Origin of the sequence: Notoacmeibacter ruber (assembly GCF_003668555.1) — a bacterium.
GTDB classification, from domain to species: domain Bacteria; phylum Pseudomonadota; class Alphaproteobacteria; order Rhizobiales; family Rhizobiaceae; genus Notoacmeibacter; species Notoacmeibacter ruber.
On record NZ_RCWN01000001.1, the window covers coordinates 1,847,895 to 1,871,695 of the forward strand.

Sequence of the window (23,801 nt, forward strand, 5' to 3'; positions counted from 1 at the left end):
GCTGATCAAGTGGATGATATGGCAAGAAGAATGATAGCTTCAAGCGAGACTGTCACAAGCCAATGAGTTGAAGATGACAAGACCCGATCCGGATCAGCCGCTGAATGGCGGCTGCCATTGTGGCCGCGTGCGTTTCGAGGTTCGCCTGAAGGAGGGGTATAGTCAGGCACGCCGCTGCAATTGTTCTTATTGCGCCATGCGCGGCGCGGTCGCACTGACGGCGCGGACCGAAGACCTGAAGGTGGTTAAAGGTGCGTCCGATCTGACGCGTTACGTCTTCAACACCGAAAGCGCGCAGCATTATTTCTGCAGCCATTGCGGCATTTACACGCACCATCAACGCCGCTCGAACCCGCAGGAGTTCGGCATCAACGCGGCATGTATCGATGGGCTGAGCCCGTTCGATTTCGAAGCCGTGCCGGTGCACGACGGCCAGCATCACACGAAGGATGGCGGCACGGACGAAGTTCTCGGCGTTCTGAGGTTCGACAAAAAATAAGGCCGGCGTTTCCGCCGGCCTGATCTTTCAGAAAGTCCCAGGTCCTGGGCTCTACTGATCCAGGAAGCTGCGCAGCTTTCGGCTACGGCTCGGATGTTTGAGCTTGCGAAGCGCCTTGGCCTCGATCTGGCGAATACGCTCGCGCGTCACGGAGAACTGCTGACCGACCTCTTCAAGCGTGTGGTCGGTGTTCATGCCGATGCCGAAACGCATGCGCAGAACACGCTCTTCGCGTGGCGTCAGCGAGGCCAGAACGCGTGTGGTCGTTTCACGAAGATTGGCCTGAATGGCAGCCTCGATCGGCAGAACCGCGTTCTTGTCCTCGATGAAGTCGCCGAGATGGCTGTCATCCTCATCGCCGACGGGCGTTTCGAGACTGATCGGCTCCTTGGCGATCTTCAGAACCTTGCGCACCTTGTCGAGCGGCATTGCCAGCTTTTCGGCCAGTTCTTCCGGCGTGGGTTCGCGACCGATCTCGTGAAGCATCTGGCGACTGGTACGGACGATCTTGTTGATCGTCTCGATCATGTGCACCGGAATGCGGATCGTGCGCGCCTGATCGGCAATCGAACGCGTGATCGCCTGCCGAATCCACCATGTCGCATAGGTCGAGAATTTGTAACCACGGCGGTATTCGAACTTGTCGACGGCCTTCATCAGGCCGATATTGCCTTCCTGAATGAGATCCAGGAACTGCAGACCGCGATTGGTGTACTTCTTGGCGATGGAAATAACGAGGCGAAGGTTCGCTTCCACCATTTCCTTCTTGGCAATGGCCGCCTCTCGCTCGCCCTTCTGAACCTGATTGACGATGCGACGGAACTCGGAGATCGAAATACCGGTCTCTTGGGCGAGAACCTGAATTTCGGTCCGCAGTCGCTCCGCCTTCTTCTTGTCGGCGGCGAACTTGTCCCAGCCCTTCCCGCCGGCCACGCCCATCTTGTCGAGCCAGTTGGGATCGAGCTCATGGCCGTAGTAATTCTTCAGGAAGTCTTCGCGGGTCACGCCGTGGCTTTCACCCAGTCTCAGCAACTGACCTTCCTGCCTCACAAGCCGCTTGTTGATGTCGTAAAGCTGCTCGACCAGCGCTTCGATACGCGCATTGTTGAGAGCCAGGCTCTTGACCGCTTTAATAACGCGATCCTTGAGATCCTTGACCTCTTTTTGCTCGTTGTCGCTCAGCGCACCAGATGCAGCCAGCCGGTTCTCCACCTGCTGATCCTGCAATTTGCGCAGCTCGGCATATGTCGTGGCGATATCGTCGAGCGTCTGCATCACCTGCGGACGAAGCTCGGCCTCCATGGCGGCGAGAGAGAGGTTCTGTTCGTCCTCTTCTTCCTCGTCCTCCTCCACGCGGCCTTCGCCTCCGACATCTGTGATGTCGTCGCTGCGGCGGCGAGGCTGACGAGCAGCCTTTTCCTTGGCTTCGCGCTCTCTCTTCTGCTGCTCGATCTCTTCGGGCGTCGGAACGTTGACCTTCTTGGCCTCCGGTCCGGCATAGGTCGCCTCGAGATCGATAATCTCGCGCAGAAGAATATCGCCTTCATTGAGCTCGTCGCGCCAGATAATCAGCGCCTGAAACGTCAGCGGGCTCTCGCAGAGCCCTGCGATCATCGTCTCGCGGCCAGCCTCGATGCGCTTGGCGATCGCAATTTCGCCCTCGCGGGATAGCAGCTCGACGGTGCCCATCTCGCGCAGATACATCCGCACAGGATCATCCGTACGATCAGACGACGAGCGTGTATTTCCGGTGCTGACCGCACTACCACTGGCTTTCGCAACCGATCGTGTGCTGGTCTGGCTCTCGTTCTGCTCGGTTTCGTCTTCGCTGGGCGCCGCTTCCTGCTCGTCTTCCTCGCCTTCTTCCACCACAGTGATGCCCATATCGGACAGCATGCTCATGGTGTCCTCGATCTGCTCCGACGTCACTTCCTCGCTTGGAAGAACGGCGTTGAGCTGATCCATGGTGACGTAGCCGCGCTGCTTGGCAGCCTTGATCATCTTTTTGACGGCGGCATCGGAAAGATCGAGCAGTGGACCGTCGGGACCATTCTCGCGCTCGTTTTCGACGTCTTCCTTCGCCTTTGTTGCCATTCATGTCTCTCCGGACCTGTATCCATTCCGTAACGGCCAGGTAACGAAACGGTTCAATTCTCTGTCGTATCGCCGCGTAGCCAGAATGCGCCAAGCGGAAACTAGAGCCGGTCCAGGCTCTAGCAACCCGCAATTAACGCGCACTTAACCCTGCTCACCCGCCATAAAAGGCCGTTTCGGAAGTATCGGACGACTTCCGAAGCGGCCAGCGACAGAACTTCGATGAGCCGGCGCCTTATCACTCCAACTCTCCAAACGCGAATCTTTATTGCCACGCTCTCGCGCCGGCCGTTGGAGTCATCGGTTCAATTGCGACGAACGAACTTTGTTTAGCTCTCGACATGGGCTTTGCCGCGCCCCGACTGCAGACCGAAACCTTCCAGCAGAGCTTCAGTGGCTCCCACATCCTGAAAACGTCGTTGTATTTCCAGAAAGTGCCGGTAATTGGCTTCGGTAGGATCGCGGCCGAGCGCAGCTTCAGCATCACGCAGCTCTTTATTTAGAGACCGAGAGACCTGGTGCAAGTGGAGGGCCTGACGAAAGGCTTCTCGGGCATCGTCCAGGGCGGCGCCAGTTTCAGCCGGCCAGAAACGCGCCCGGCGGACCAGTTCCTCCATATGCGCCAGAGTCTCGCCAAGCCCGCGTTCGTTCAGAAACTGGCGCGCGTCCTCAGCATCGTCGGTCACAGCACCGATCGCAAGGCTCTCCATCAGAGCGGAAAGAAGCGCGGACAGATCGGCATGGCCGAGGTCGAGTCTTTCAAGCGCTTCGAAATGCTCGCCGACCAGCGCCGGATGCGTCACCAGGGTCATCACCAATGCTGCTTCGCGAACACCTATGGACGGTCCCCGCATCAGTAGACGCGAACGGGCCAGACTGTCCGAAACAGTCAAGCGACCGCGCGCCTCGGGCCCGGCATTTCTGTTTGACGCGTTTCGCGGGCGTCCCCGATCGCCTCCGGCCGACCGCGCTGGACCGCTACCGAACAGACCGTTCAGCCGGCGGCGCATATCCTGGCCATAGAAGCGACGAACGGTTTCGTCCGCAATCCGCCCGACCTGTGCGAAAAGCGTCCGCTCCAGATCGGCCCGGCGTTCGGGTGTATCGAAGATGCCGTTCGCTGTTTCACGCATGAAGAGAATGTCCGCGAGCGGCATGGCGCGGTTCATCTCGTCCTGAAAAGCGCCAGCTCCATCCTGACGCACCATATCGTCAGGATCCTTGCCGTCGGGCAGTAACACGAAGCGCAGCGAACGACCCGCAGCGATCTTCGGCAGAGCCAGATCGGCCGCGCGGTAGGCCGCCTTGCGGCCAGCCTCGTCTCCATCGAAACAGAGAACCGGTTCTCCAGTCATGCGCCAGAGCATTTCGAGTTGCTCTTCGGTCAGCGCGGTACCCAAGGGTGCGACGGCATTATTGAAACCGGCCTGCGCAAGAGCAATCACGTCGACATATCCCTCGACGACGATAATCGACCCGGCAGCTTGAGCCGCTTTGCGCGCCTGACCGTGATTGAAGAGCACATTGCTCTTGTGAAAAAGCTCCGTCTCCGGCGAATTGAGATATTTGGCCAGTGCGTCCGGCTTCATGGCCCGACCGCCAAAAGCGATCACCCGCCCGCGCGTATCCTCGATCGGAAACATAATCCGATCGCGAAAACGATCATAGGAAACAGCGATGTCGTCTCCGAACACAATCAGTCCGCAAGCCTCCATCGCCTTCTGGTCTATCCCCTTGTCCGCCAGATAGGATTTGAGCGCGTTGCGGCTGTCAGGCGCATAGCCCATCCCGAAGCGGGCCTGAACTGAAGACCCCAGGCCACGCTCACGCAGGTAAGCGCGAGCATGAGCGCCCTGCCCTCCCTGCAACTGTTCCTGAAAGAAAGACGCCGCCATCGCCATCACGTCTGAGAGCGTCCCTCGCTTCTTTTCGCGCTGCGCAGCCTGAGGGTCCGGCGTTGGCATGGAAACGCCGGCCATTTCCGCTACCCGTTCGACAGCCTCGGGAAACGGCATGCCGTCCAGCTCTGTCAGAAAGCGAAAATGATCGCCCGACACTCCGCATCCGAAGCAATGGTAGCGGCCCTTGCGATCCTCACAGTGAAAGCTCGGGGTCTTTTCGCCGTGAAAGGGGCAGCAGGCCCAATAATCGCCCTTAGCTGGAACGCTCTTCTTCCTGTCAAACGTCACCCGCTGGCCGATGACAGCGGAAATCGGCACGCGATCACGTATCTCGTCCAGAAAGCTTTGCGAAAAGCGCATGGCGTAGGAAATCCCGGCGAAGGCAAGAGCACTTCAAACGAACTGCGTACATGATGAAAATGTCGAAGGCAAAGCGGCATCGATTTCTTGCCCGCGATTCACAGCAAGGACTGGGACGGCGAACGATGTTGGCCATTGCCGCACGGTTTGCGCAATCTCAGGCTCTCTGTGAAGAAGTAAGAGCCAGCGCGGCATCCAAAACGTGGCTTTTAGCGCAGCATGCCTTTGACGATGCCGGATGCCCGGCCGAAATCCATCTGGCCTGGAAATTTTTGTTTGAGTGCGTTCATGCACCGGCCCACATCGCGCAAGCCGCCTGCATCGACCTCTTCGATCACCTGCGCGCAGGCGCGGCGTGTGTCGTTCTCGTCGAGCTGTCGCGGGAGGAGATCCTGAATGATACCGATCTCTTCGCGCTCGTCTTCGGCTTCGGACAAGCGCCCGCTGGCCTCATATTCCGCCGCCGACGCCTCGCGCTGATGAATCATTTTCATCAGCATGGTGCCTATCTCTGCTTCCGAGATAGGGTCCCTGCCGTCCGCCCGCGCGGCCACGTCACGGTCATTGATGGCTGTCTGAATGAGACGCAACATACAGGCACGATTGCGATTGTCTGCCTGCACGGCCTCATTCAATGCCGCACTGATCTGATCCCGCATGGATGTGAGTTGCCCCGTTGATCCTCGGCGTGTTTTATCCTCCGGCTTCCGAACGGGCAAATTCTTATCGTCCGCCATCGCCTCGGTCTCGCCGGTATTTTGCCATGTTTTCATTTTTTTTGCTCCGCACGCAAGCGCGTCCGTCCGACAACCCTTCATAAACGTTCCAGATCGGCATTGAGTTGCGCAGGGCGCAAGCGACAATGTGGCACGGCCTTTCGAACGGCTCCGCGATATTCGCAGTTGAAAACCGGCCCGACCTTGTTTCAGCCCTCTATATATGGTTACGCACTGCGGCGAACGCACCGTTCCACATCGACGACGTGCAAAAAAATCAGCCACGCATAACGGAGATCTTCATGTCCAGCGCTTGGGAAGTATCAAGGCCGACCGCCCTACTGGTTCTTTCGGATGGCACGGTCATCGAGGGCCGAGGATGCGGAGCCACCGGCGAGGTCGAGGGAGAGGTTTGTTTCAACACCGCTCTGACCGGTTATGAAGAAATCCTCACGGATCCATCCTATGCGGGCCAGATCGTCACCTTCACTTTCCCGCATATCGGCAATGTCGGGGCAAATGACGAAGACATCGAGGATCTCGATCCGGAAAAGCCGCAGCGCGCTGTCGGCACAATCCTTCGCGCCGATATCACCGATCCATCGAATTACCGGTCCAGTACGCATTTCGACGAGTGGCTGACGAGCCGGAGCATTATCGGCATGTCGGGAATCGACACACGGGCGCTGACGGCCATGATCCGCGAAAAGGGAATGCCGAACGCCGTCATCGCGCATGATCCGGACGGGCAGTTCGACTTGGAGGCGCTCAAGGAGCGCGCTAGGGCGTGGGCGGGCATTGTGGGCGCCGATATGGCAAAAGACGCTACGAGCGCCGGAAGCCGCCCCTGGTCGGAAGGTCCCTGGGTGTGGAACGAAGGCTATGGCGGTGCTGATGCCGACAACATTCATATCGTCGCGATCGATTTCGGCATCAAACGCAACATTCTGCGTCTGCTCGCCAGCCTCGGTGCCAAGGTGACGGTGGTCCCGGCCAGCAGCAGCGCCGACGAGGTTCTGGCCCTCCAGCCCGATGGCATCTTCCTGTCGAATGGGCCGGGCGACCCCGCCGCAACCGGTACATACTCCGTCCCACTGATCCAGAAACTGATCGAAAGCGGAATCCCGATGTTTGGCATCTGCCTCGGTCACCAGATGCTTGCTCTGGCCGTCGGCGCCAAGACAGTCAAGATGCATCAGGGCCATCATGGCGCGAACCATCCGGTCAAGGACTACACGACGGGCAAGGTCGAGATCGTTTCCATGAATCACGGTTTCGCGGTCGACAGCGAAAGCCTGCCGGAAACGGTGGAAGCGACGCATGTGTCGCTCTTCGACGGCACCAATTGCGGTCTGGCACTGAAAGACAAGCCGGTTTTCTCGGTACAGCATCACCCGGAAGCGTCACCGGGCCCACAGGATAGCTATTACCTCTTTCAGAGATTTGCCGACAGGATCCGCGAGCACAAGCAACGCGCCGACGCTTGACCCAAGCGCCCTCCGGCCGTCGCTCCTACACTCTGCGTGAGGCGGTCGTCGCGCGCCGCTGGCCGAACATCCTTTTGCCGCGCAAAGGTCGACTGATCCGATGCAGGAGCGAAATGATAAAGGCGATAATCAGAGCGCCGGCGCCGGCATAGACGAAACCGTCGGTCGTCACCGGTATACCTGGCCGGAAATCGCGCATCGCGCCTTCCGATAATCGCGGGTCGGGATTGCGTGCCACCACGAGCGGCCAGGCAATCGGCGGTTGATCGGCAAACGCTTCGGCTTGGCTCTCCAGCCGCGCAAGGCGCTCCAGAGAGTCCTGCATCGATAGCCCCCGCGCATTGAGAAACGGCTCCGCCGACCGGTCATAGGAAGACAAGGCCTCGGCCCGGGTCAGGCCATTGGCGCTCGCATCGCGATCGAAATCCGCGATGACGGCCTGCAACTCTTCCAGCGCACCGCCCAGCCTTTGGCGGTATTGCTGGGCATATTCGGGTGCCTGGGATGCCGTGACGCCGGCCGCAGCAGCGGCGGCCAACCAGAAACTGCGATAGAGCATAGCCGCCCCCCTCTCGAAAACGCGTGAATCATAATGGGTCGCGGAAAGGAAAAAAGCCTTTCTTTCACGGCGATGAGTTGCGATGACCACCGGATCGAACGGAGGAGTCATAATGACCGAGAGTGCATCTCTCCCCAAGCCGGCCCAGAACGTGCTGACTGATGCCACAGAACGCGGCTTGGACATCAAAATTATCCGTACTGAGAAAACCGCGCGTTCGGCCGTCGAAGCAGCCGAAGCCGTGGAGGCCGAAGTCGGCCAGATCGTGAAATCGCTCATTTTTCAGGGCAAGAAAAGAGAGCAGCCGATCATGTTGCTGGTCGCGGGCGACAAGCGCGTGGACGAGAAGGCGGTGGCAAGCCTGATCGGCGAGAAAATTCGTCGGCCGGATGCCGATTTCGTACGCCAGGCGACGGGCTTTGCGATTGGCGGAGTATCTCCCTTCGGGAGCAGCGCTCCAATCCAATGCCTGATGGATGAATCCTTGTTCCGCTTCGACACCGTCTGGGCCGCGGCGGGAACGCCGCACCATGTCTTCGCCATTGATCCCACCTCTTTGCGCGACGCCACCGGGGCAACCGTCGCGCAACTAGGTTGACCGGTCAGAAATTCGCGATCAGGCCTCTGACCGAGTGAAGCGATATGAGCCCCCGCGCTCAAGCGCCTTCTTGTAAGCCGGCCGCGAACGGATCGTCTCCAGCCACGCCGAAATAGCGGATTTCTTCCCCTTGTAATCGATCCGGCTCAGGCCGGCCTCCACCGGGAAGCTCATCATGATATCCGCGGCGGTGAAATGTGGTGCGGCGAAGTAGCCCTCTTCCTCGAGAGACTGTTCCCAAAACGCGATGTGCGTGTTCACTTCCGGATCGATGACCTTGCTGGCAGCGCCCTTGGAGATCGCCTTTGCCACAGGCTTCACCACGAAAGGCGTCTGCTCCGGCAACATGGAGAAGATAAGCTTCAGCAACAGGATTGGCATGGCCGACCCTTCCGCATAGTGAAGCCAGTAGGTGTAGCGGCGCAGATTCTCCGCGCCCTCGGGCATGAGCTTGCGATCGCCACCATATTTGCCGACGAGGTATTCGGTAATCGCTCCGCTTTCGGCCACGATCACGCCGTCATCCTCGATGACCGGAGATTTGCCAAGGGGATGAACGTCCTTGAGACTCTGCGGCGCCCGCATGTCGCTGCCGCGTTTGTAGACCTTCACCCCGTATGGCTGCTCAAGTTCCTCAAGCAGCCACAGAGCCCGATGGGCGCGTGAATCTTCTAGGTAATGAACTGTAATCATTGTCGACTTCCATAGTCTTCCACGCCAACAGCGTGTCAGGCCTTTGACTGTTAAAATTGGTTCGTAGCGGGACTGCGATCAAACAGGGTTATTCATCGTGTCGCACGCATTCATGCGTCCGCTTTCGAACCCCTTCGCGAACCATGTCTGCCGCTGCTCGCTCGTGCCGTGGTTGAAGCTCTCGGGCACGACGTAGCCCTGGGTGCGCCTTTGCAGAGTATCGTCACCGATCTGCTCGGCCGCGTTGAGGGCTTCCTGAATATCGCCCTCCTCGAGCAGTCCCTTCTGATCCGTGTAATACGCCCAGACCCCGGCAAAACAGTCAGCCATCAACTCGACGCGAACACTCATGGCATTGGCCTCGGTCTCGCTCATACGCTGGCGCGCTTCGTTGAACTTCGGCAGGACACCGATGAGGTTCTGGACATGGTGGCCGACCTCGTGCGCGATGACATAGGCTGCGGCGAAATCGCCAGATGCATTGAAGCGTTCCGCAAGCGTCTGAAAAAATGATGTGTCGAGATAGACCTTCTGGTCGACGGGACAGTAGAACGGGCCACTCGCGGCGCTGGCAAAACCGCACCCGGCCTGTGTCGAACCGGAGAAGAGAACGAGGGTCGGCTCGCGGTAATTGTCGCCCTGCTGCTCGAAAATGCCGTTCCAGACTTCTTCCGTCTCGGCAAGCACGACGGAAACGAACTGGCGCATTTCGTCGCTGGCGCCATCGGCATTCGTGGTCCGTTCGCTCTGAGTCTGTGGCGTGCCGACTGATCCACCGCCGCCGGATAAAATATCGCCGATCGGCACCCCGCACATCTGCAAGACGAAGAAGACGACGATCAGCAGGACGATCGTTCCGATCGACAGGCCGCCTCGGCCTCCTATCGGTATGCCGCCCGGAATCCTCATCCGTCCTCCGCGGCCGATACCACCGCCAAAACCGCCCTCTCCCCGGCGATCCTCGATATTGCTGCTGCCTCGGCGACCTCTCCAACGCATATTATTCTCCGGGTTGGATCAACGTGTCTCGCCATTGTTATAGGCGCGTCTCGTCAGGCTTCTACTGTAGCAATAAGCCATTCTTCGAAAGCTGGCTTACCACCGCAGACGTTCGCCAGCACAATCTGAGGATCCGTCGGCCGGTAAGAACAGATGTGAATTCGTCATCCCGCGACCGATTCGGGGGTGTTGCATGGGCCCGGTTCTGACTATAAGCCCCGCTTAGCCTTCAGTATGAGATGAAGCCGGATGGGTACCCCCCGCCCGGCTTTTGCGCGCAAGAAAAATGGGATTTCCATGCCGAAACGCACAGACATTCAGTCCATCCTCGTCATCGGCGCAGGCCCCATCATCATCGGTCAGGCATGTGAGTTCGACTATTCCGGCACTCAGGCCTGCAAGGCTCTGAAAGCCGAGGGCTTCCGGGTCATTCTGGTCAATTCGAACCCTGCGACGATCATGACCGATCCGGAACTGGCCGACGCGACCTATGTCGAGCCGATCACACCCGAGGTCGTTGCCAAGATCATCGCCAAAGAGCGCCCCGACGCGCTGCTGCCCACGATGGGTGGCCAGACTGCGTTGAATACGGCCCTCTCCCTGAAGCGGATGGGTGTTCTGGAGCGCTATAATGTCGAGATGATCGGCGCCAATGCCGAGGCGATCGACAAGGCAGAGGACCGCAAGCTGTTCCGCGAGGCGATGGCGCGTATCGGCCTGGAAACGCCCAAATCGATGCTCGTCAATGCGACCGAAGTGAAGAACGCCGACCGCGAGAAACACGAGGAACGCCGCAGCGAGTTGCGCCAGACGCTCTCAGGCGATGCGCTCGACGAAGCACTGGACGAACTGGAAGCCGAGTGGAACCGCGGCGAAAGCGACCGCAAGCAGCGCTATATGCGCCACGCGATGGGTCAGGCCGCCGTCGCGCTTGAAACCATCGGACTGCCCGCCATCATACGCCCGTCTTTTACACTCGGCGGCACCGGCGGCGGCATTGCCTACAATGAAGATGAATTCAATCAGATCGTTTCCTACGGCCTCGATGCCTCGCCGACGACGGAAGTGCTGATCGAGGAGAGCGTCCTCGGTTGGAAAGAGTACGAGATGGAGGTCGTGCGCGACCGTGCAGACAATTGCATCATCATCTGCTCGATCGAGAACGTTGATCCGATGGGCGTCCATACCGGCGATTCGATCACGGTCGCGCCGGCTCTGACCCTGACGGACAAGGAATATCAGATCATGCGCAACGCATCGATTGCGGTGCTGCGCGAGATCGGTGTCGAGACCGGCGGGTCGAACGTGCAATTTGCTGTAAACCCGGCGAATGGTCGCCTCGTGGTGATCGAGATGAACCCGCGTGTATCGCGGTCCTCGGCCCTTGCCTCAAAGGCCACCGGCTTTCCCATCGCCAAGGTCGCCGCCCGTCTTGCGGTCGGCTACACACTCGACGAGTTGGAAAACGACATTACGGGCGGCGCCACGCCGGCCAGCTTCGAGCCCTCGATCGACTACGTCGTTACGAAGATCCCGCGTTTCGCCTTCGAGAAATTCCCCGGCGCCAAACCTTTCCTGACGACCGCCATGAAAAGCGTCGGCGAGGTCATGGCGATCGGCCGCAGCTTTCAGGAATCCCTCCAGAAGGCTCTGCGGGGACTGGAAACCGGTCTGACCGGCCTCGACGAGATCGAGATTCCTGGCATGGCGGGCGACGATGACGACAAGAATGCCCTGATCGCGGCGGTCCGCACAGCGACACCCGACCGGCTGCGCCACGTTGCCCAAGCCATGCGCCATGGGATGACGCTGGAGGCCATTCAGGACGCATCGCATATCGACCCGTGGTTCCTCCGCCAGATCAAGGCGATCATTGACACGGAAGAGCGCGTTCGGGAACACGGTCTGCCGCAGGATGCCGACAATATGCGCATGCTGAAGGCGATGGGCTTTTCCGACGCAAGGCTCGGCGCGCTGGCTGGAATCGACGAAGATCAGGTCAAGGCGCTTCGCAACAAGTTGGATGTGCACCCGGTCTTCAAGCGGATCGACACCTGCGCGGCCGAATTCGCTTCGCCGACCGCCTATATGTATTCCAGTTACGAGAAGCCGTTTGTGGGCCAGCCGGCCAATGAAGCGGAAGTCTCAGACCGCAAGAAGGTCGTCATTCTCGGCGGCGGTCCGAACCGGATCGGCCAGGGTATCGAATTCGACTATTGCTGCTGTCATGCCGCCTTCGCACTGGCGGATGCAGGCTATGAATCGATCATGGTCAACTGCAATCCGGAGACGGTCTCCACCGATTACGACACGTCGGACCGGCTTTATTTCGAGCCTCTGACGGCCGAAGACGTTCTTGAAATTCTGCGGACCGAGCAACAGGCGGGAACACTCCATGGCGTCATCGTTCAGTTTGGCGGACAGACGCCGCTGAAGCTCGCCGATGCCCTTGAGCGGAACGGCATTCCGATTCTTGGCACCAGTCCCGACGCGATCGATCTGGCGGAGGACCGCGACCGGTTCCAGAAACTCCTGACCAAGCTTGGCCTCAGCCAGCCCAAGAACGGCATCGCCTATTCAGTCGAACAGGCGCGGCTGGTCGCCGGCGAACTGGGTTATCCGCTGGTCGTTCGCCCATCCTATGTGCTGGGCGGCCGCGCCATGCAGATCATTCGCGACGAAGGGGGCCTTCAGAGCTATCTGCTGGACACCGTGCCGGAACTCGTCCCCGAGGACATCAAGGCCCGCTATCCGAACGACAAGACCGGACAGATCAATACGTTGCTCGGCAAGAATCCGCTCCTGTTCGACACCTATCTCGCGGGAGCAATCGAAGTCGATGTCGACTGTCTTTGCGACGGCCAGAACGTCTACGTTTCCGGCATTCTGGAGCATATCGAGGAAGCCGGCATCCACTCCGGCGACAGTGCGTGCTCCTTGCCCGTCCATTCGCTCGGCGACGCGGTCGTGACGGAACTTGAGACCCAGACCGCGGCCCTTGCCCGCGCGCTCAAGGTTGGCGGCCTGATGAACGTGCAATATGCGATCAAGGACGACACGGTCTTCATTCTCGAAGTGAATCCGAGAGCGTCCCGTACCGTGCCATTCGTCGCGAAGACGATCGGTCGCCCGATTGCCAAGATCGCTGCGCGCATCATGGCTGGCGAGACCCTTGATGAAGCCTTTGCAGATTATGGTGACAAGCCTGACATCCGCGAGCTTCAGCACATCGCCGTGAAAGAGGCGGTTTTCCCCTTCGCCCGCTTCCCCGGTGTCGATACGCTTCTCGGGCCGGAAATGCGTTCGACCGGCGAAGTCATGGGGCTGGATCGGGACTACGCGCTGGCCTTTGCGAAAAGCCAGCTCGGTGCGGGCGTCGACCTTCCCCGCAGCGGCACCGTGTTCGTCTCGGTGCGCGACGAGGACAAGGAAGGGATGCTCAGCGGTATCCGCCGCTTGCGCAATAACGGCTTCGACATCATTGCGACTGGCGGAACGGCGCGTTTTCTGAATGAAAACGGCGTGGAGGCGAACAAGATCAACAAGGTGCTCGAGGGACGGCCTCATATCGAGGACGCGCTTCGCAATCGCCAGGTTCAACTCGTCATCAACACGACCGATGGGGCCAAAGCCGTTAGCGATTCAAAATCGCTAAGGCGGGCCGCCCTCATGCAGAAGGTGCCCTACTACACCACCCTGTCGGGAGCCGAGGCTGCCTCGCTCGCCATCGCGGCGCTGCGTGCCGGCAACCTGGAGGTTCGCCCTTTGCAGGATTACTTCGTCTAAAGGCGCTACAGCAGAAAGACGAGCCGGCCAGACAGCCGGCTCTCTTCCGAAGGGCAAATACCGTCGGACGTCCCGTGCCGCCCTATCTCCCTGCCCTGCAAATCAGTATCGGCAGAACATGTCTCCCAGACGACAATTGTCACGTTCGGGAATCTGGCACGTCAGAAGACGGCATTTGCCCTCACGCCGAAAGACGGTTTCGCCGATGGCAAGCTCGCCAGGCTGACAGAAGTGATCATCTGCGACAAACCGGTCATAGAGAATCCGGTCCGATTGTCTGGACGAATAACGGAGAATGGCCGCGCCCGTCCGCGCAACAACATTGCGAACTTCCCTGCAGCTCATGCCGTCGACATTGATACGCGGATCGCCCGGCGCGGCGGCACTGGCCGTCGCCATCAGGCCGAAAACGATTATCGTCAGAGGCAGTTTTCTCACGCTCTCTCTCCCGAAAAGCCTTTGCGCGTGATCGAACCGACCAGAGACGCCGTTTATTTATTAGCCTTCCCTTGAAGATTGAAGTAACGAGCCCGCCGTCAAGTCATGAGTGTATCGGCTCAGCCTTTCTCTTCGGGGAGCCAGTCGAGCGGGATATGGTCCGGATCCTGTTCGACACGCCGCAACCATTCCTCCAGTGCCGGCATATCGGAGAGGTCGAAACCTCCCCGGCTCTCTGCGGTCGCGCTGTAGGGATAGAGGCTGAGATCCGCCAGGCTTATCTCGTCGCCAATGAGATAAGGCGTTTTCTGAAGCTGGATTTCCATTCGGTAGAGGTTGCGCTGTCCCGCATCGAAAAGTGGATCGAGAACATCTGACCGGCGCTCCGCTTCGCGGTGACGATAATTCAGGATGGCGGCACGAACGGCGACCGTCGCTTCATGCGAGTTCTGCTCCCAGAACATCCATTCGAACATTTTGGCTCGCTTGAAAGGGTCGCCGGGAATGAACCGCGTGCCTTCCCCGAAATGGCAGAGAATGGCGTTGCTTTCCGAGAGGACCCTGCCATCGTCCCACTCGACGAGCGGAACTCGACCGTGCGGGTTCTTTTCGAGAAATTCCGGACTGCGGGTGACGCCGCTGCCATACTCTGCTGCCACGTGGCGATACTCGATACCGAGTTTCTTGAACAGCAAACGAACCTTGTGGGAGTTGCCGGAACTCGGCATGGAATAAAGTGTCAGCACAGCGATCCAACCTTTCTATGTCAGGCCTAATTCGATCCTGAACGCACTCTTGCGTCAAACGTTCTGCTGTCACCCTGACATCGACCATGTGAGCGGGCGTCTTGCTCCTGCTCGCAAGCAGCGCTAAGGAGCGCCGACCTCTGACGGGTCCGCCCAGAAACGACAAAAGTTTAGGGAGCCAGCACCTCATGGCCTTTCTCGCCGACATTCTCTCACGCGTTCAGCCTTCCGCGACAATCGCTGTCGCCCAGAAGGCACGTGAATTGAAAGCACAGGGGCGGAACGTGATCAGCCTCGGTGCAGGCGAACCGGACTTCGATACGCCTGATAACATCAAGTCGGCAGCCAAGGACGCGATCGAGCGCGGCGAGACGAAATATACGCCTGTCGCCGGCATACCGGAATTGCGAAAGGCGATCGCCGAGAAGTTCAGCCGGGAAAACGGCATCGAATACGACTGGCAGCAAACGATCGTCGGCACCGGTGGCAAGCAGATCCTGTTCAACGCCTTCATGGCAACCCTCAACCCGGGCGACGAAGTCGTGATCCCGGCTCCATACTGGGTTTCCTATCCCGAGATGGTGGCGATTTGCGGCGGAGAATCCGTCTTTGCTGAGACCCATCTTGAGGATGGCTTCAAGCTTCGGCCCGAGGCTCTCGAAGCTGCGATTACCGACAAGACCAAATGGCTGGTCTTCAACTCGCCGTCCAACCCTTCGGGCGCGGCCTATACCAAGGACGAGATCAAGGCTCTCACAGACGTTCTCATGCGTCATCCCAACGTCTGGGTGCTTACGGACGACATGTATGAGCACCTCGTCTACGAGGGTTTCAGCTACCATACGCCTGTTCAGGTGGAACCCGGTCTGAAAGACCGTACCCTCACCATGAACGGTGTCTCCAAGGCCTATTCCATGACGGGCTGGCGCATCGGCTATGCGGCTGGACCGAAGGAGCTTATCAAGGCCATGGAGACCATCCAGAGCCAGCAGACCTCGGGGCCGGCTTCCATCAGTCAGTGGGCGGCCGTGGAAGCGCTGACGGGCCCGCAGGACTTCATCGAGAAGAACAAGGCAGTGTTTCAGCATCGGCGTGATCTGGTGGTGTCGATGCTGAATCAGGCGAACGGCCTCACCTGCCCCACGCCGGAAGGTGCCTTCTACGTCTACCCGTCCTGCGCCGGATTGATCGGCAAGACCGCTCCCTCCGGCAAGGTCATCAAAACGGACGAGGATTTCGTCACCGAATTGCTCGAAGCCGAAGGCGTCGCCGTCGTTCACGGTTCGGCCTTCGGGCTGGGTCCGAACTTCCGCATCAGCTACGCGACCAGCGAAGAGCAGTTGGAAGACGCATGTTCTCGCATCCAGCGCTTCTGCGGCAATTGCAAATAACGTCGCAATCAGTCTCTCTTCTCCTCTGAACAGCGGAGGGGAGAGAATGAAAGCGCTCGTTCATGCTGTGATACTCGCGACCAGCCTTTCGGTCGTTTCGATCGACATGGCTTTTGCCGCACGGTGCGCCGATTACAGCAATTGCCGGGAGGCCGTGATCGCATGGTGCGCGGGCATGCATCCGCGTGCCGATGGCGACAATGACGGCATACCCTGCGAAAACGTCTGCAAGAGCCGTGTTCAGGTCGTCGCGATCATGGCCGAGATCGGGTGCACAAGATAAGTACAGTCGTCACTTTGTAAATTTGCAACACAGTTGCGATTTAAGAACTGATCACGAGACATCGCCCCTGATTGGCGTAGCTTGAATCAGCTCAGCATGGCAATTGCTGGTTGATACAGAAGAGGGGGATGTACACTCTATGCGATTTAAACTGACTTTTGCCGCCTCCGTGGCGGTTTCGCTTGTGGCGGGCGTCTCGGCGCATGCCGCCGATCTCGCCATTCCAGAAGTCGCGCCCGAAAGGTTCGCCGATCTTCCCGCCGTCGATGGTTTCAACGGAAAGATTTCTGGCGGCGGCTATTACTACGATGTCGACAATCTTGGCGATTCAGCCGGTTTCTACGGCGATGCGTCATTCTCGGCGCCGCTTGGCGAGCGCTTCGGCTTGCAGGCCGATGCCGCGATCCTCGCCGGAGACGGCGATGCGGTCTATGGCGGCGGTCTTCATGGCTTCACCCGCGATCCGTCGCTCTATCTGGCAGGTATCTACGGCGAACTGGTCGGCTCGGATTCCTTCGACGGCGCGCTCTACAAAGTCGGTGCCGAGGGCGAGGTTTATCTTAACCGCTTCTCGGTCGAGGCCTTTGCCGGCGTCCAGGGGTCGACGGAAGGCGGCGATGTCTATTTCAACGGTGATCTCACCGGGGCTTTCTATCCGGTCGATAATCTGCGGCTTTCAGCAGGCATCGCGACGGCCCTTGAAGAAGTTTACGGAGAGGCGGGTGCGGAATTCGCTTACCAGACCAATAGCGGGTTTGCTCCAGCCGTCTTCGTCGACAGCGCCTTCAATGAGGATTTCGTGTCGGTCCGTGGTGGCCTTCGCGTCTATTTCGGCGGCAAAAGCAAGAGCCTGATCGAGCGTCACCGACAGGACGATCCGAAGATTCGGATCGGCAACACGCTTGACGGCTTCGTCGCGCTGGCCGCAAGCTCGGATAATGACTCGGACAACGGCGATGGTGAAGTAGCGCAGCCACCAAAGGACCCGTGTTCCGGACCAGCTGTTCCTCCAGAATGTGACAAGCCGGCTCTCCCGCTTGAATAGCAGCTAAGCCGTTTCGATCCGATGGCCAGGCCTCCTCAGGTCTGGCCATCGGATTGATGGTCTCGATATTTTTCCGAGATGACGAAACTTGCGATACGGCCTCGGATAGACCTTATCGCCCGAATGCTGAATGAATATTAGAAGCTCCAGCGCCGGGCTTTTGCAAACATGAAGTCGCGAAATGCTTCCAGCTTGGCCTGGCTCCGCATCGCTTCGGCATAGACGAAAAAGGTGTCGAAGGTCGGCACCTCGACTTCCGGAAGGATATGGATAAATCCGGAATCGTGGTCGACAATGTAGTCCGGAAGCATAGCGATCCCGAGACCGCGCTTAACGGCGCTCCGGATCGAATTGAGATCGTTCATCTGCAAGCTGGGCTGAAGGCGTTCTCCACTGGAGACCTGCACCGTTTCCAGCCAGTTCAGATTCCGCAGATAAGCGATGACCGGCTCGCCGAAAGTGATCAATCGGTGATTTTGCAGCTCTTCCAATGATTGAGGCTGCCCCTTGCGGCGCACATAGTCCTCGCTCGCCCAGAGGTGGAAGTGAACAGTGAAGAGTTTTCGCTGAATGAGATCCGGCTGCTGCGGCTGACGCAGCCGGATCGCGCAGTCCGCTTCGCGCATCGTCAGATCCAGTTCTTCATTGGAGAAGAGGAGCTGTAACTGAACATCCGGATATTGCTGCATGAATTCATCGACGCGCTTGGCTAGCCATCCCGTGCCAAGCCCGACCGTCGTGGTCACGCGGAGTGGACCGCTCGGCTTGTCCTTCGATTCGGTCAGGTTTGACCGAACCGTCTCGAGCTTCAGCAGGACTTCCTGGGCGGTGTTGAACAGCGTTTCACCTGCCTCCGTCAGCACGAGGCCGCGCGCATGGCGGTGAAAGAGCGAGACGCCAATTTCGTGTTCCAGTGCGCTGACCTGCCGGCTGATCGCCGATTGCGAAAGGTTGAGTGTGTCTGCCGCATGTGTGAACGAACCAGCTTGCGCCGCGGCGTGAAAAACCCGCAATTTGTCCCAATCGACCGGCATACTTTGCTCCTCTTGCTGCCGATCCGACAACCGGGCCTTGCGGCTCAGTCTTATTCGGCAGCCTGTACTTCGGTTTCCGATGCAATACCGGCGAGATAGCGTTCGGCCTCAAGGGCAGCCATGCAGCCAAGGCCGGCGGCGGTAACGGCTTGGCGATAGATATCGTCTGCCACATCGCCTGCGGCAAAAACGCCGGGCACCGAGGTGCGGGTCGAATCCGCTTCCGTCCAGAGGTAGCCGTTGGGCTTCTGCTTCAGCTTGCCCTCGAAGAGCGAAACGGCCGGCGCATGCCCAATCGCGACGAACACGCCGTCAATATCCATTTCGCGGGTCTCGCCCGTTGTCACATCTTTCAGACGGACAGCATTGACCGATGGCGGAAGGGGCGCCTTGGGTTGGGTGCCAAGCATTTCGTCGACCTCGGTATTCCAGAGGATTTCGACATTCTTCTGGCGGAACAGACGATCCTGAAGGATACGCTCGGCGCGGAATTCGTCGCGACGGTGAACGACTGTCACCTTCTCTGCGATATTGGCAAGATAAAGGGCCTCCTCGACCGCTGAATTGCCCCCGCCGACCACAAGCACATGCTTGCCGCGATAGAAGAACCCGTCACAGGTTGCGCAGGCTGAGACGCCAAATCCCTTGAACGTCTCTTCGCTCGGTAGTCCAAGCCATTTGGCTTGCGCACCCGTTGCAATGATGACGGAATCGGCGGTCCATACCGCTCCGCTGTCGCATGTGATGCGGAACGGGCGGATATCCAGATTGACGTCCGTCACGATATCCGAAACGAGACGCGCCCCGACATTTTCGGCCTGCTGACGCATCTGCTCCATCAATTGCGGCCCCATGATGGGGTCTGCAAAGCCGGGATAGTTCTCCACATCGGTGGTAATCATCAACTGGCCGCCCTGCTCCAGCCCTGCAATCAGGACCGGCTCCAGCAGAGCGCGCGAGGCATAGATGGCAGCGGTATAGCCAGCCGGGCCGGAACCGATGACGAGGACGCTTGTGTGCTGAGCGGACGCTGGCATTCATGTCTCCTGAGACGACGTATGGCTGGCTCGCCCTGTACCAGGACAGGGCTATTAAGTTGGCAGATAAGCGTAGGCCTTGGCCGCCCGCAAGGTCAGCGGGCCGAATCCCACGATTCATTGGCCAGGCGGCGGTAGATCGCGAGCAACGTTTCGACTTCCGTTTCGATCGAAAAATGTTGCTCGGCATAGCGCCGCGCCGCCACGGCCATCGCTTTCCGTTCAGCCTCATTATCCATAAGACCGGCGAGCGGACCAATCATCGCATTCTCATTTCCCGGCTCTATGAGAAAACCCGTTTCGCCGTCGACGATGAGTTCGGGAAAAGCGCCGACCCGTGTGGCGACCGTCGGAACGCCTGTCGACAATGCTTCCAGAACCGTCAGACCAAACCCTTCCCAGCGTTGTGGGGCCACGAAAATATCGAGTGCCTTGTACCATTGCGGCACTTCGTCGACCGGTACTTCCGGCGGATAGAGAATCCTGTCGGCAAGACCTGCGGCCTCCGCTTTGCTCTGGAGTTCGCCGAGGAAAGCCTGGTGGCCCTCCGTCGCGCGTCCCAGCACCACCCCCTGCCAGGCCGGGCGTTCCGCGAGAAGCGCGATCATCGCCTCGACGAAGACGTCAGTGCCCTTTTGCCTGCGGATACGTCCAAAACAGCCAATCGTGGGTCTCTCGGGAAGCCCAAGCGATTTTCGTGACGCAGCCCGGTCGGAAGGAGGTGAAAAGCTGTCTATATCGATGCCGTGATGGACGACGTCTGATGGCACGGCCAGATAGGCCTGCCCCGCCGCCGAGGTGGCAATGACGTGATCCATCCGGGAGATCAGAAAACGGCTCCAAGCGGTATGGTGCCGTTGAGAGGCTGAGGTGAAGAGCAGCTTCCAGCGTCCGAACAGAAGGTCACGGAGAACGAGCCCCAGCAGCATTTCGGTATTGCGCCGGGCATGGAAGACCGGCTGGCCAGACCGCCGCCGATAGCCCTCCCGCAGAAGCCGCAACGTGCCGATCGTCGGCACATCGTGCGGCAATCCCGTCCCGTAGGCAGCAACCGGCTCCTTTTGAGCCTGCAATGGCACCAGACGTGCGATCGTCGCGGTGACACCGGACAGCCGTCGCTTCAGATTGGGCGCGACCGCCAGCAAAGGTTCAGGCGATGCCGCGCGGCGCGCTGCGGGCGGGGACGTAACCATCAGGGTTTTTCTTTGAAAAGACGTATGTATTGGTCGCAGATCGCCTGTTTGGAAAAACGGCTTTTGAGGGTTGCCATCCCCCCCGCTGCCAGACGTTCTGCCAGGCCGTCCTCTTCTTTTAACCTCGCGAACGCTTTGGCAAAGCCCTCCGCATCGCCGATATCGACCATCAGGCCATCGGCGCCGTCCTCCATGAACCAACTCGGGCCTTCGCACCGTGTCGAGACCACCGGCTTGCCCTGTGCCCATGCCTCCAGCACGACATTGCCGAGAGGCTCGTGGTTGGAAGCCATCGCGAAGGCGTCGCTGGCCGCGACAAACGGCCGGATATCGGACTGCCAGCCGAGAAATTTGACCCTGTTTTCGACACCGCGTTCCTTCGCCTGCTCCGCCAGAGCCTCCGCCAGTTCGCCGTCGCCCATGATCCAAAGATGAATGGAGGGGTTGAGAGCGGCTGCATCGATCAGAACGTCAAAACCCTTGCGGGGCACGAAGCGGCCCATCGTCGAGACCACGAAATCGTCCGGGCCCGCGCCATATGCAGCGCGATCGACCGGCGCAACGCGCTCCTCATTCGTGAAATTCGTAATGACCTCGACATTGCGCGTCCAACCAAGTTCACGCACACGCTCCGCTATGCCTGGCGTATTGCAGACCAGCGTGTCGAGCCGGTCGAAATGCTTGAGGCGTAGCGGATAATCGCCCAGCCGCGCGATCTTGTGTGTCTTCGGGTCGGCGGGCATCAGCTTGGCTCCCTTCGGCATCCATGCCAACACTGCATCCGGTCTTTCTTTACTGACACGCCGTTTCATCCGTAGCGGCAAGAGCAGCCTGTCGGTCGACAAATCCCGAAAATGGCTTTCGATAATCGTGGCATAGGGCGCGATGGCTGGCCGCCAAAGACGTTTCGGGCGGATGACGGCGGTCTGTTCGACCCCGCGTTCGCCGAGCGCGGCGACGAGATGGGTAAAAAAACGCTCCGCGCCGCCATCCTTGCCAAAATGAAAGTGAAAGACCTTCAAGCGATGTCCCTTTCTTCGCTGTTCCCGGATTCACGCCACCAGATTTCCGTCCCATCCTCCACGGGTGGGCCATCACGCAATGCCGTGCGCTCGAACTTCTTCGCTTCCGTCATGAAGGAATAGGCCGCGCCGGTCATCGCCTGGATCAGGCCCGGCACGCCGCAGCGCCACAGGCCCGTGCGGAAATAAAGACGAAGAAAATAGGTTGTCGGACTGAACAGGAGTTTGACGACACTGGGCTTTCGTCCCCTCTCCAGCTGCATGTCCGCTTTCAGCGAGGAATAGTTGTTCTCCTTGAGGATCTGCTCATCGAGCGGCAACGGCCTGAAATGCAGGAGACTCCCCTCTTTGGAAGGGCGAACCTCTCCATCCGGAACGATCCCCTCATGAACCATCAGCGAAAGATCGTATGTGCCTCGTCCTTTCCGGATCAGACGCAGATTGCGCCGCTCATGAGCGTGCTCCGGCGTATAACCGTACCCAATCAGGAAAGGCCGACGCGCAATCTTCCAGCCGGCAATGTGATCGGAGGCCGCGAGCAAAGCCGGCAGGGCGTCGACCAAGGCGCGGTCGAGACGCTCATCCGCATCGATGTTCAGACACCATGGTTGCGTGCACTGCTCCAGCGCAAACTGTTTCTGCGCGGCATAACCCGGCCAGCCACGCTCAAAAAGGCGGATCGGAAAGCCGCGCTCGGCATAATCCGCAATCAGATCAAGCGTGCCGTCAGTCGATCCGGAGTCGACGACGACAATCTCGGAGCAGCAACGCAGGCTTTCGAGACAATTGCCGAGATAGGCGGCCTCATTCTTGCATATGATGAAGGCGGAGAGCGGAAGTGCCATTAACTGGTTCTATCCTTCCCGCGATCGAGCGCCGAAACAAGAAAGCCGCTTGATCGCAATGTTTCCATATCCTTGAGATGCACCGAGCCGTTATATTCGAAACTCTCCGGCATCGCCGTGTCCATCTGGTCCTGCATCTGCTTATAGATGGAAGCACCGTCATAGTGCTGTCGATTTTCGACGACGGCAGCAACCTGCTGCTTCAAATCCGAAAAGATTTTGAAATGCAAAAGCACGCCCCATTCTGTCGGGGAGTTGCGCCATGAGGGGTCAGGGGCATGAATGGATTTGCGCAGGCTGGTATCTGAATCCCACCACAGGACCGGATATTTCGTCAATTTCGCATTGACGCCGAACACCCGGTGTCTTGGCCCGCCATAGATCGAAATATTTCCACTTTCTGACCGCTCATATCGATATCCATCGCGATCGAAATGGTCGGCGACGTCCCAGGGATAACCGCCGGAACCCGCGTCGAATTTCGCATGAGACAGAGACCCGATGGGATACAGATCGATCATCGGCGCGATGATGCGCCGCTTGTTCAAGCCGAAGATACGGCGAAGATAGGTTTTGAAGTCCATCTTCCCGTTACACGGCGGTATCAGATATTCATCCGAGTCCACGTTGATGTACCAGCGATCGAAGCCATAGGAGAGCGCAAGCTGCTCCCGCCACAGGCGGCCCCGTCGGGCTTCGGCAAATCGAAGCTTGGAAGTGTAGAGATCCACGTCGGCCTGACCGCTGAGAAATTCGACGCTTCCATCCTCGGACCCGTCGTCGACGAACACGAACCTGTCCACGCCCAGACTGCGATAGTGCTTGAGGAAGGACGGGAGAAATCTCATCTCGTTCCGAGCCGTACAAAGACAGATCAAGTCGGTGGGAGCGACGGTCGAGGGCCCCGACCCTGAAACCGCGTGCAGCTTGGCTTTCGAACGATCACGTGCGAAACGGAAAGCATTCCGCGCTTTATAAGCAAACGCCTTGGGGAGACTGTAATCGTCGGTATAAGAAGGCACGCCTTTGAGAAAAGGATATTCTGCCATCGCATCCTTCATAAATCTGCGTCTCG

Annotated in this window: 21 protein-coding genes; 7 read left to right on the forward strand and 14 right to left on the reverse strand. The window is 59.0% G+C overall.

Translation table 11 applies throughout. The features are described 5' to 3' along the window. The first annotated feature begins 73 nt into the window (after positions 1 to 73). Positions 74 to 499 carry a GFA family protein gene (locus tag D8780_RS08800; RefSeq protein ID WP_121645258.1) on the forward strand — a complete coding sequence of 142 codons (426 nt, stop codon included), beginning with the start codon at positions 74 to 76 and terminating at the stop codon, positions 497 to 499. Between the two features lie 51 nt (positions 500 to 550). Here D8780_RS08800 and rpoD read toward each other — a convergent pair whose 3' ends face one another. The 3 genes from rpoD to D8780_RS08815 form a co-directional block, all read right to left on the reverse strand. Next, positions 551 to 2,593, reverse strand: coding sequence for an RNA polymerase sigma factor RpoD (gene rpoD, locus D8780_RS08805; protein ID WP_121645259.1), 2,043 nt, complete (start codon positions 2,591 to 2,593; stop codon positions 551 to 553). Between the two features lie 329 nt (positions 2,594 to 2,922). Next, positions 2,923 to 4,854 (reverse strand): DNA primase, encoded by a 1,932-nt coding sequence (gene dnaG, locus D8780_RS08810; protein WP_121645260.1) that lies wholly within the window; start codon positions 4,852 to 4,854, stop codon positions 2,923 to 2,925. 209 nt (positions 4,855 to 5,063) lie between these two features. Then, entirely contained in the window at positions 5,064 to 5,627 is a 564-nt protein-coding gene (locus tag D8780_RS08815) for a GatB/YqeY domain-containing protein (protein WP_342633429.1), read from the reverse strand. Between the two features lie 245 nt (positions 5,628 to 5,872). Between D8780_RS08815 and carA the strand changes: the two genes are divergently transcribed. Next, positions 5,873 to 7,057 carry a glutamine-hydrolyzing carbamoyl-phosphate synthase small subunit gene (gene carA, locus D8780_RS08820; protein ID WP_121646472.1) on the forward strand — a complete coding sequence of 395 codons (1,185 nt, stop codon included), beginning with the start codon at positions 5,873 to 5,875 and terminating at the stop codon, positions 7,055 to 7,057. A 25-nt stretch (positions 7,058 to 7,082) separates the two neighbouring features. Here carA and D8780_RS08825 read toward each other — a convergent pair whose 3' ends face one another. Then, positions 7,083 to 7,616, reverse strand: coding sequence for a DUF2937 family protein (locus D8780_RS08825; protein WP_158598472.1), 534 nt, complete (start codon positions 7,614 to 7,616; stop codon positions 7,083 to 7,085). 82 nt (positions 7,617 to 7,698) lie between these two features. On the opposite strand from D8780_RS08825, the gene D8780_RS08830 reads away from it, so the two are divergent. Next, positions 7,699 to 8,214 carry a YbaK/EbsC family protein gene (locus D8780_RS08830; protein ID WP_245412309.1) on the forward strand — a complete coding sequence of 172 codons (516 nt, stop codon included), beginning with the start codon at positions 7,699 to 7,701 and terminating at the stop codon, positions 8,212 to 8,214. 18 nt (positions 8,215 to 8,232) lie between these two features. Here the strand turns inward: D8780_RS08830 and D8780_RS08835 are convergent, their stop codons facing one another. Both D8780_RS08835 and ypfJ read right to left on the reverse strand, forming a co-directional pair. Next, positions 8,233 to 8,907 carry a glutathione S-transferase gene (locus tag D8780_RS08835; RefSeq protein ID WP_121645262.1) on the reverse strand — a complete coding sequence of 225 codons (675 nt, stop codon included), beginning with the start codon at positions 8,905 to 8,907 and terminating at the stop codon, positions 8,233 to 8,235. A gap of 78 nt (positions 8,908 to 8,985) precedes the next feature. Beyond that, positions 8,986 to 9,906, reverse strand: coding sequence for a KPN_02809 family neutral zinc metallopeptidase (ypfJ, locus tag D8780_RS08840; RefSeq protein WP_121645263.1), 921 nt, complete (start codon positions 9,904 to 9,906; stop codon positions 8,986 to 8,988). A gap of 297 nt (positions 9,907 to 10,203) precedes the next feature. On the opposite strand from ypfJ, the gene carB reads away from it, so the two are divergent. Further along, positions 10,204 to 13,692, forward strand: a complete 3,489-nt coding sequence (carB, locus tag D8780_RS08845; protein ID WP_121646474.1) for a carbamoyl-phosphate synthase large subunit — start codon at positions 10,204 to 10,206, stop codon at positions 13,690 to 13,692. A 102-nt stretch (positions 13,693 to 13,794) separates the two neighbouring features. Here carB and D8780_RS08850 read toward each other — a convergent pair whose 3' ends face one another. Then, on the reverse strand, positions 13,795 to 14,130 hold the full coding sequence (locus D8780_RS08850; RefSeq protein ID WP_121645264.1) for a hypothetical protein: 336 nt from the start codon (positions 14,128 to 14,130) through the stop codon (positions 13,795 to 13,797). 119 nt (positions 14,131 to 14,249) lie between these two features. After that, complete coding sequence (locus D8780_RS08855) at positions 14,250 to 14,876, reverse strand: glutathione S-transferase family protein (protein ID WP_121645265.1); 627 nt, start codon at positions 14,874 to 14,876, stop codon at positions 14,250 to 14,252. 188 nt (positions 14,877 to 15,064) lie between these two features. Here D8780_RS08855 and D8780_RS08860 point away from each other — a divergent pair, with 188 nt between their 5' ends. The 3 genes from D8780_RS08860 to D8780_RS08870 all read left to right on the forward strand — a co-directional run bounded on the left by D8780_RS08860 (position 15,065) and on the right by D8780_RS08870 (position 17,595). Next, positions 15,065 to 16,267 carry a pyridoxal phosphate-dependent aminotransferase gene (locus D8780_RS08860; protein ID WP_121645266.1) on the forward strand — a complete coding sequence of 401 codons (1,203 nt, stop codon included), beginning with the start codon at positions 15,065 to 15,067 and terminating at the stop codon, positions 16,265 to 16,267. Between the two features lie 46 nt (positions 16,268 to 16,313). Then, a complete protein-coding gene (locus tag D8780_RS08865) occupies positions 16,314 to 16,550 on the forward strand; it encodes an excalibur calcium-binding domain-containing protein (protein WP_121645267.1) in 237 nt (78 codons plus the stop codon). Between the two features lie 139 nt (positions 16,551 to 16,689). Beyond that, positions 16,690 to 17,595, forward strand: a complete 906-nt coding sequence (locus tag D8780_RS08870) for a hypothetical protein (RefSeq protein WP_121645268.1) — start codon at positions 16,690 to 16,692, stop codon at positions 17,593 to 17,595. A 137-nt stretch (positions 17,596 to 17,732) separates the two neighbouring features. Here the strand turns inward: D8780_RS08870 and D8780_RS08875 are convergent, their stop codons facing one another. The 6 genes from D8780_RS08875 to D8780_RS08900 form a co-directional block, all read right to left on the reverse strand. Beyond that, complete coding sequence (locus D8780_RS08875; protein WP_121645269.1) at positions 17,733 to 18,629, reverse strand: LysR family transcriptional regulator; 897 nt, start codon at positions 18,627 to 18,629, stop codon at positions 17,733 to 17,735. A 50-nt stretch (positions 18,630 to 18,679) separates the two neighbouring features. Then, on the reverse strand, positions 18,680 to 19,666 hold the full coding sequence (trxB, locus tag D8780_RS08880; protein ID WP_121645270.1) for a thioredoxin-disulfide reductase: 987 nt from the start codon (positions 19,664 to 19,666) through the stop codon (positions 18,680 to 18,682). Between the two features lie 95 nt (positions 19,667 to 19,761). Next, complete coding sequence (locus D8780_RS08885) at positions 19,762 to 20,859, reverse strand: glycosyltransferase family 4 protein (RefSeq protein ID WP_121645271.1); 1,098 nt, start codon at positions 20,857 to 20,859, stop codon at positions 19,762 to 19,764. Next, entirely contained in the window at positions 20,859 to 21,881 is a 1,023-nt protein-coding gene (locus tag D8780_RS08890; protein ID WP_121645272.1) for a glycosyltransferase, read from the reverse strand. The genes D8780_RS08885 and D8780_RS08890 overlap by 1 nt, the downstream gene beginning before the upstream one ends. Continuing rightward, on the reverse strand, positions 21,878 to 22,726 hold the full coding sequence (locus tag D8780_RS08895; RefSeq protein WP_121645273.1) for a glycosyltransferase family 2 protein: 849 nt from the start codon (positions 22,724 to 22,726) through the stop codon (positions 21,878 to 21,880). Before D8780_RS08895 ends, D8780_RS08890 begins: the two co-directional genes overlap by 4 nt. Next, positions 22,726 to 23,574, reverse strand: coding sequence for a glycosyltransferase family 2 protein (locus tag D8780_RS08900; RefSeq protein WP_158598473.1), 849 nt, complete (start codon positions 23,572 to 23,574; stop codon positions 22,726 to 22,728). The genes D8780_RS08895 and D8780_RS08900 overlap by 1 nt, the downstream gene beginning before the upstream one ends. Between the last annotated feature and the right edge of the window lie 227 nt (positions 23,575 to 23,801).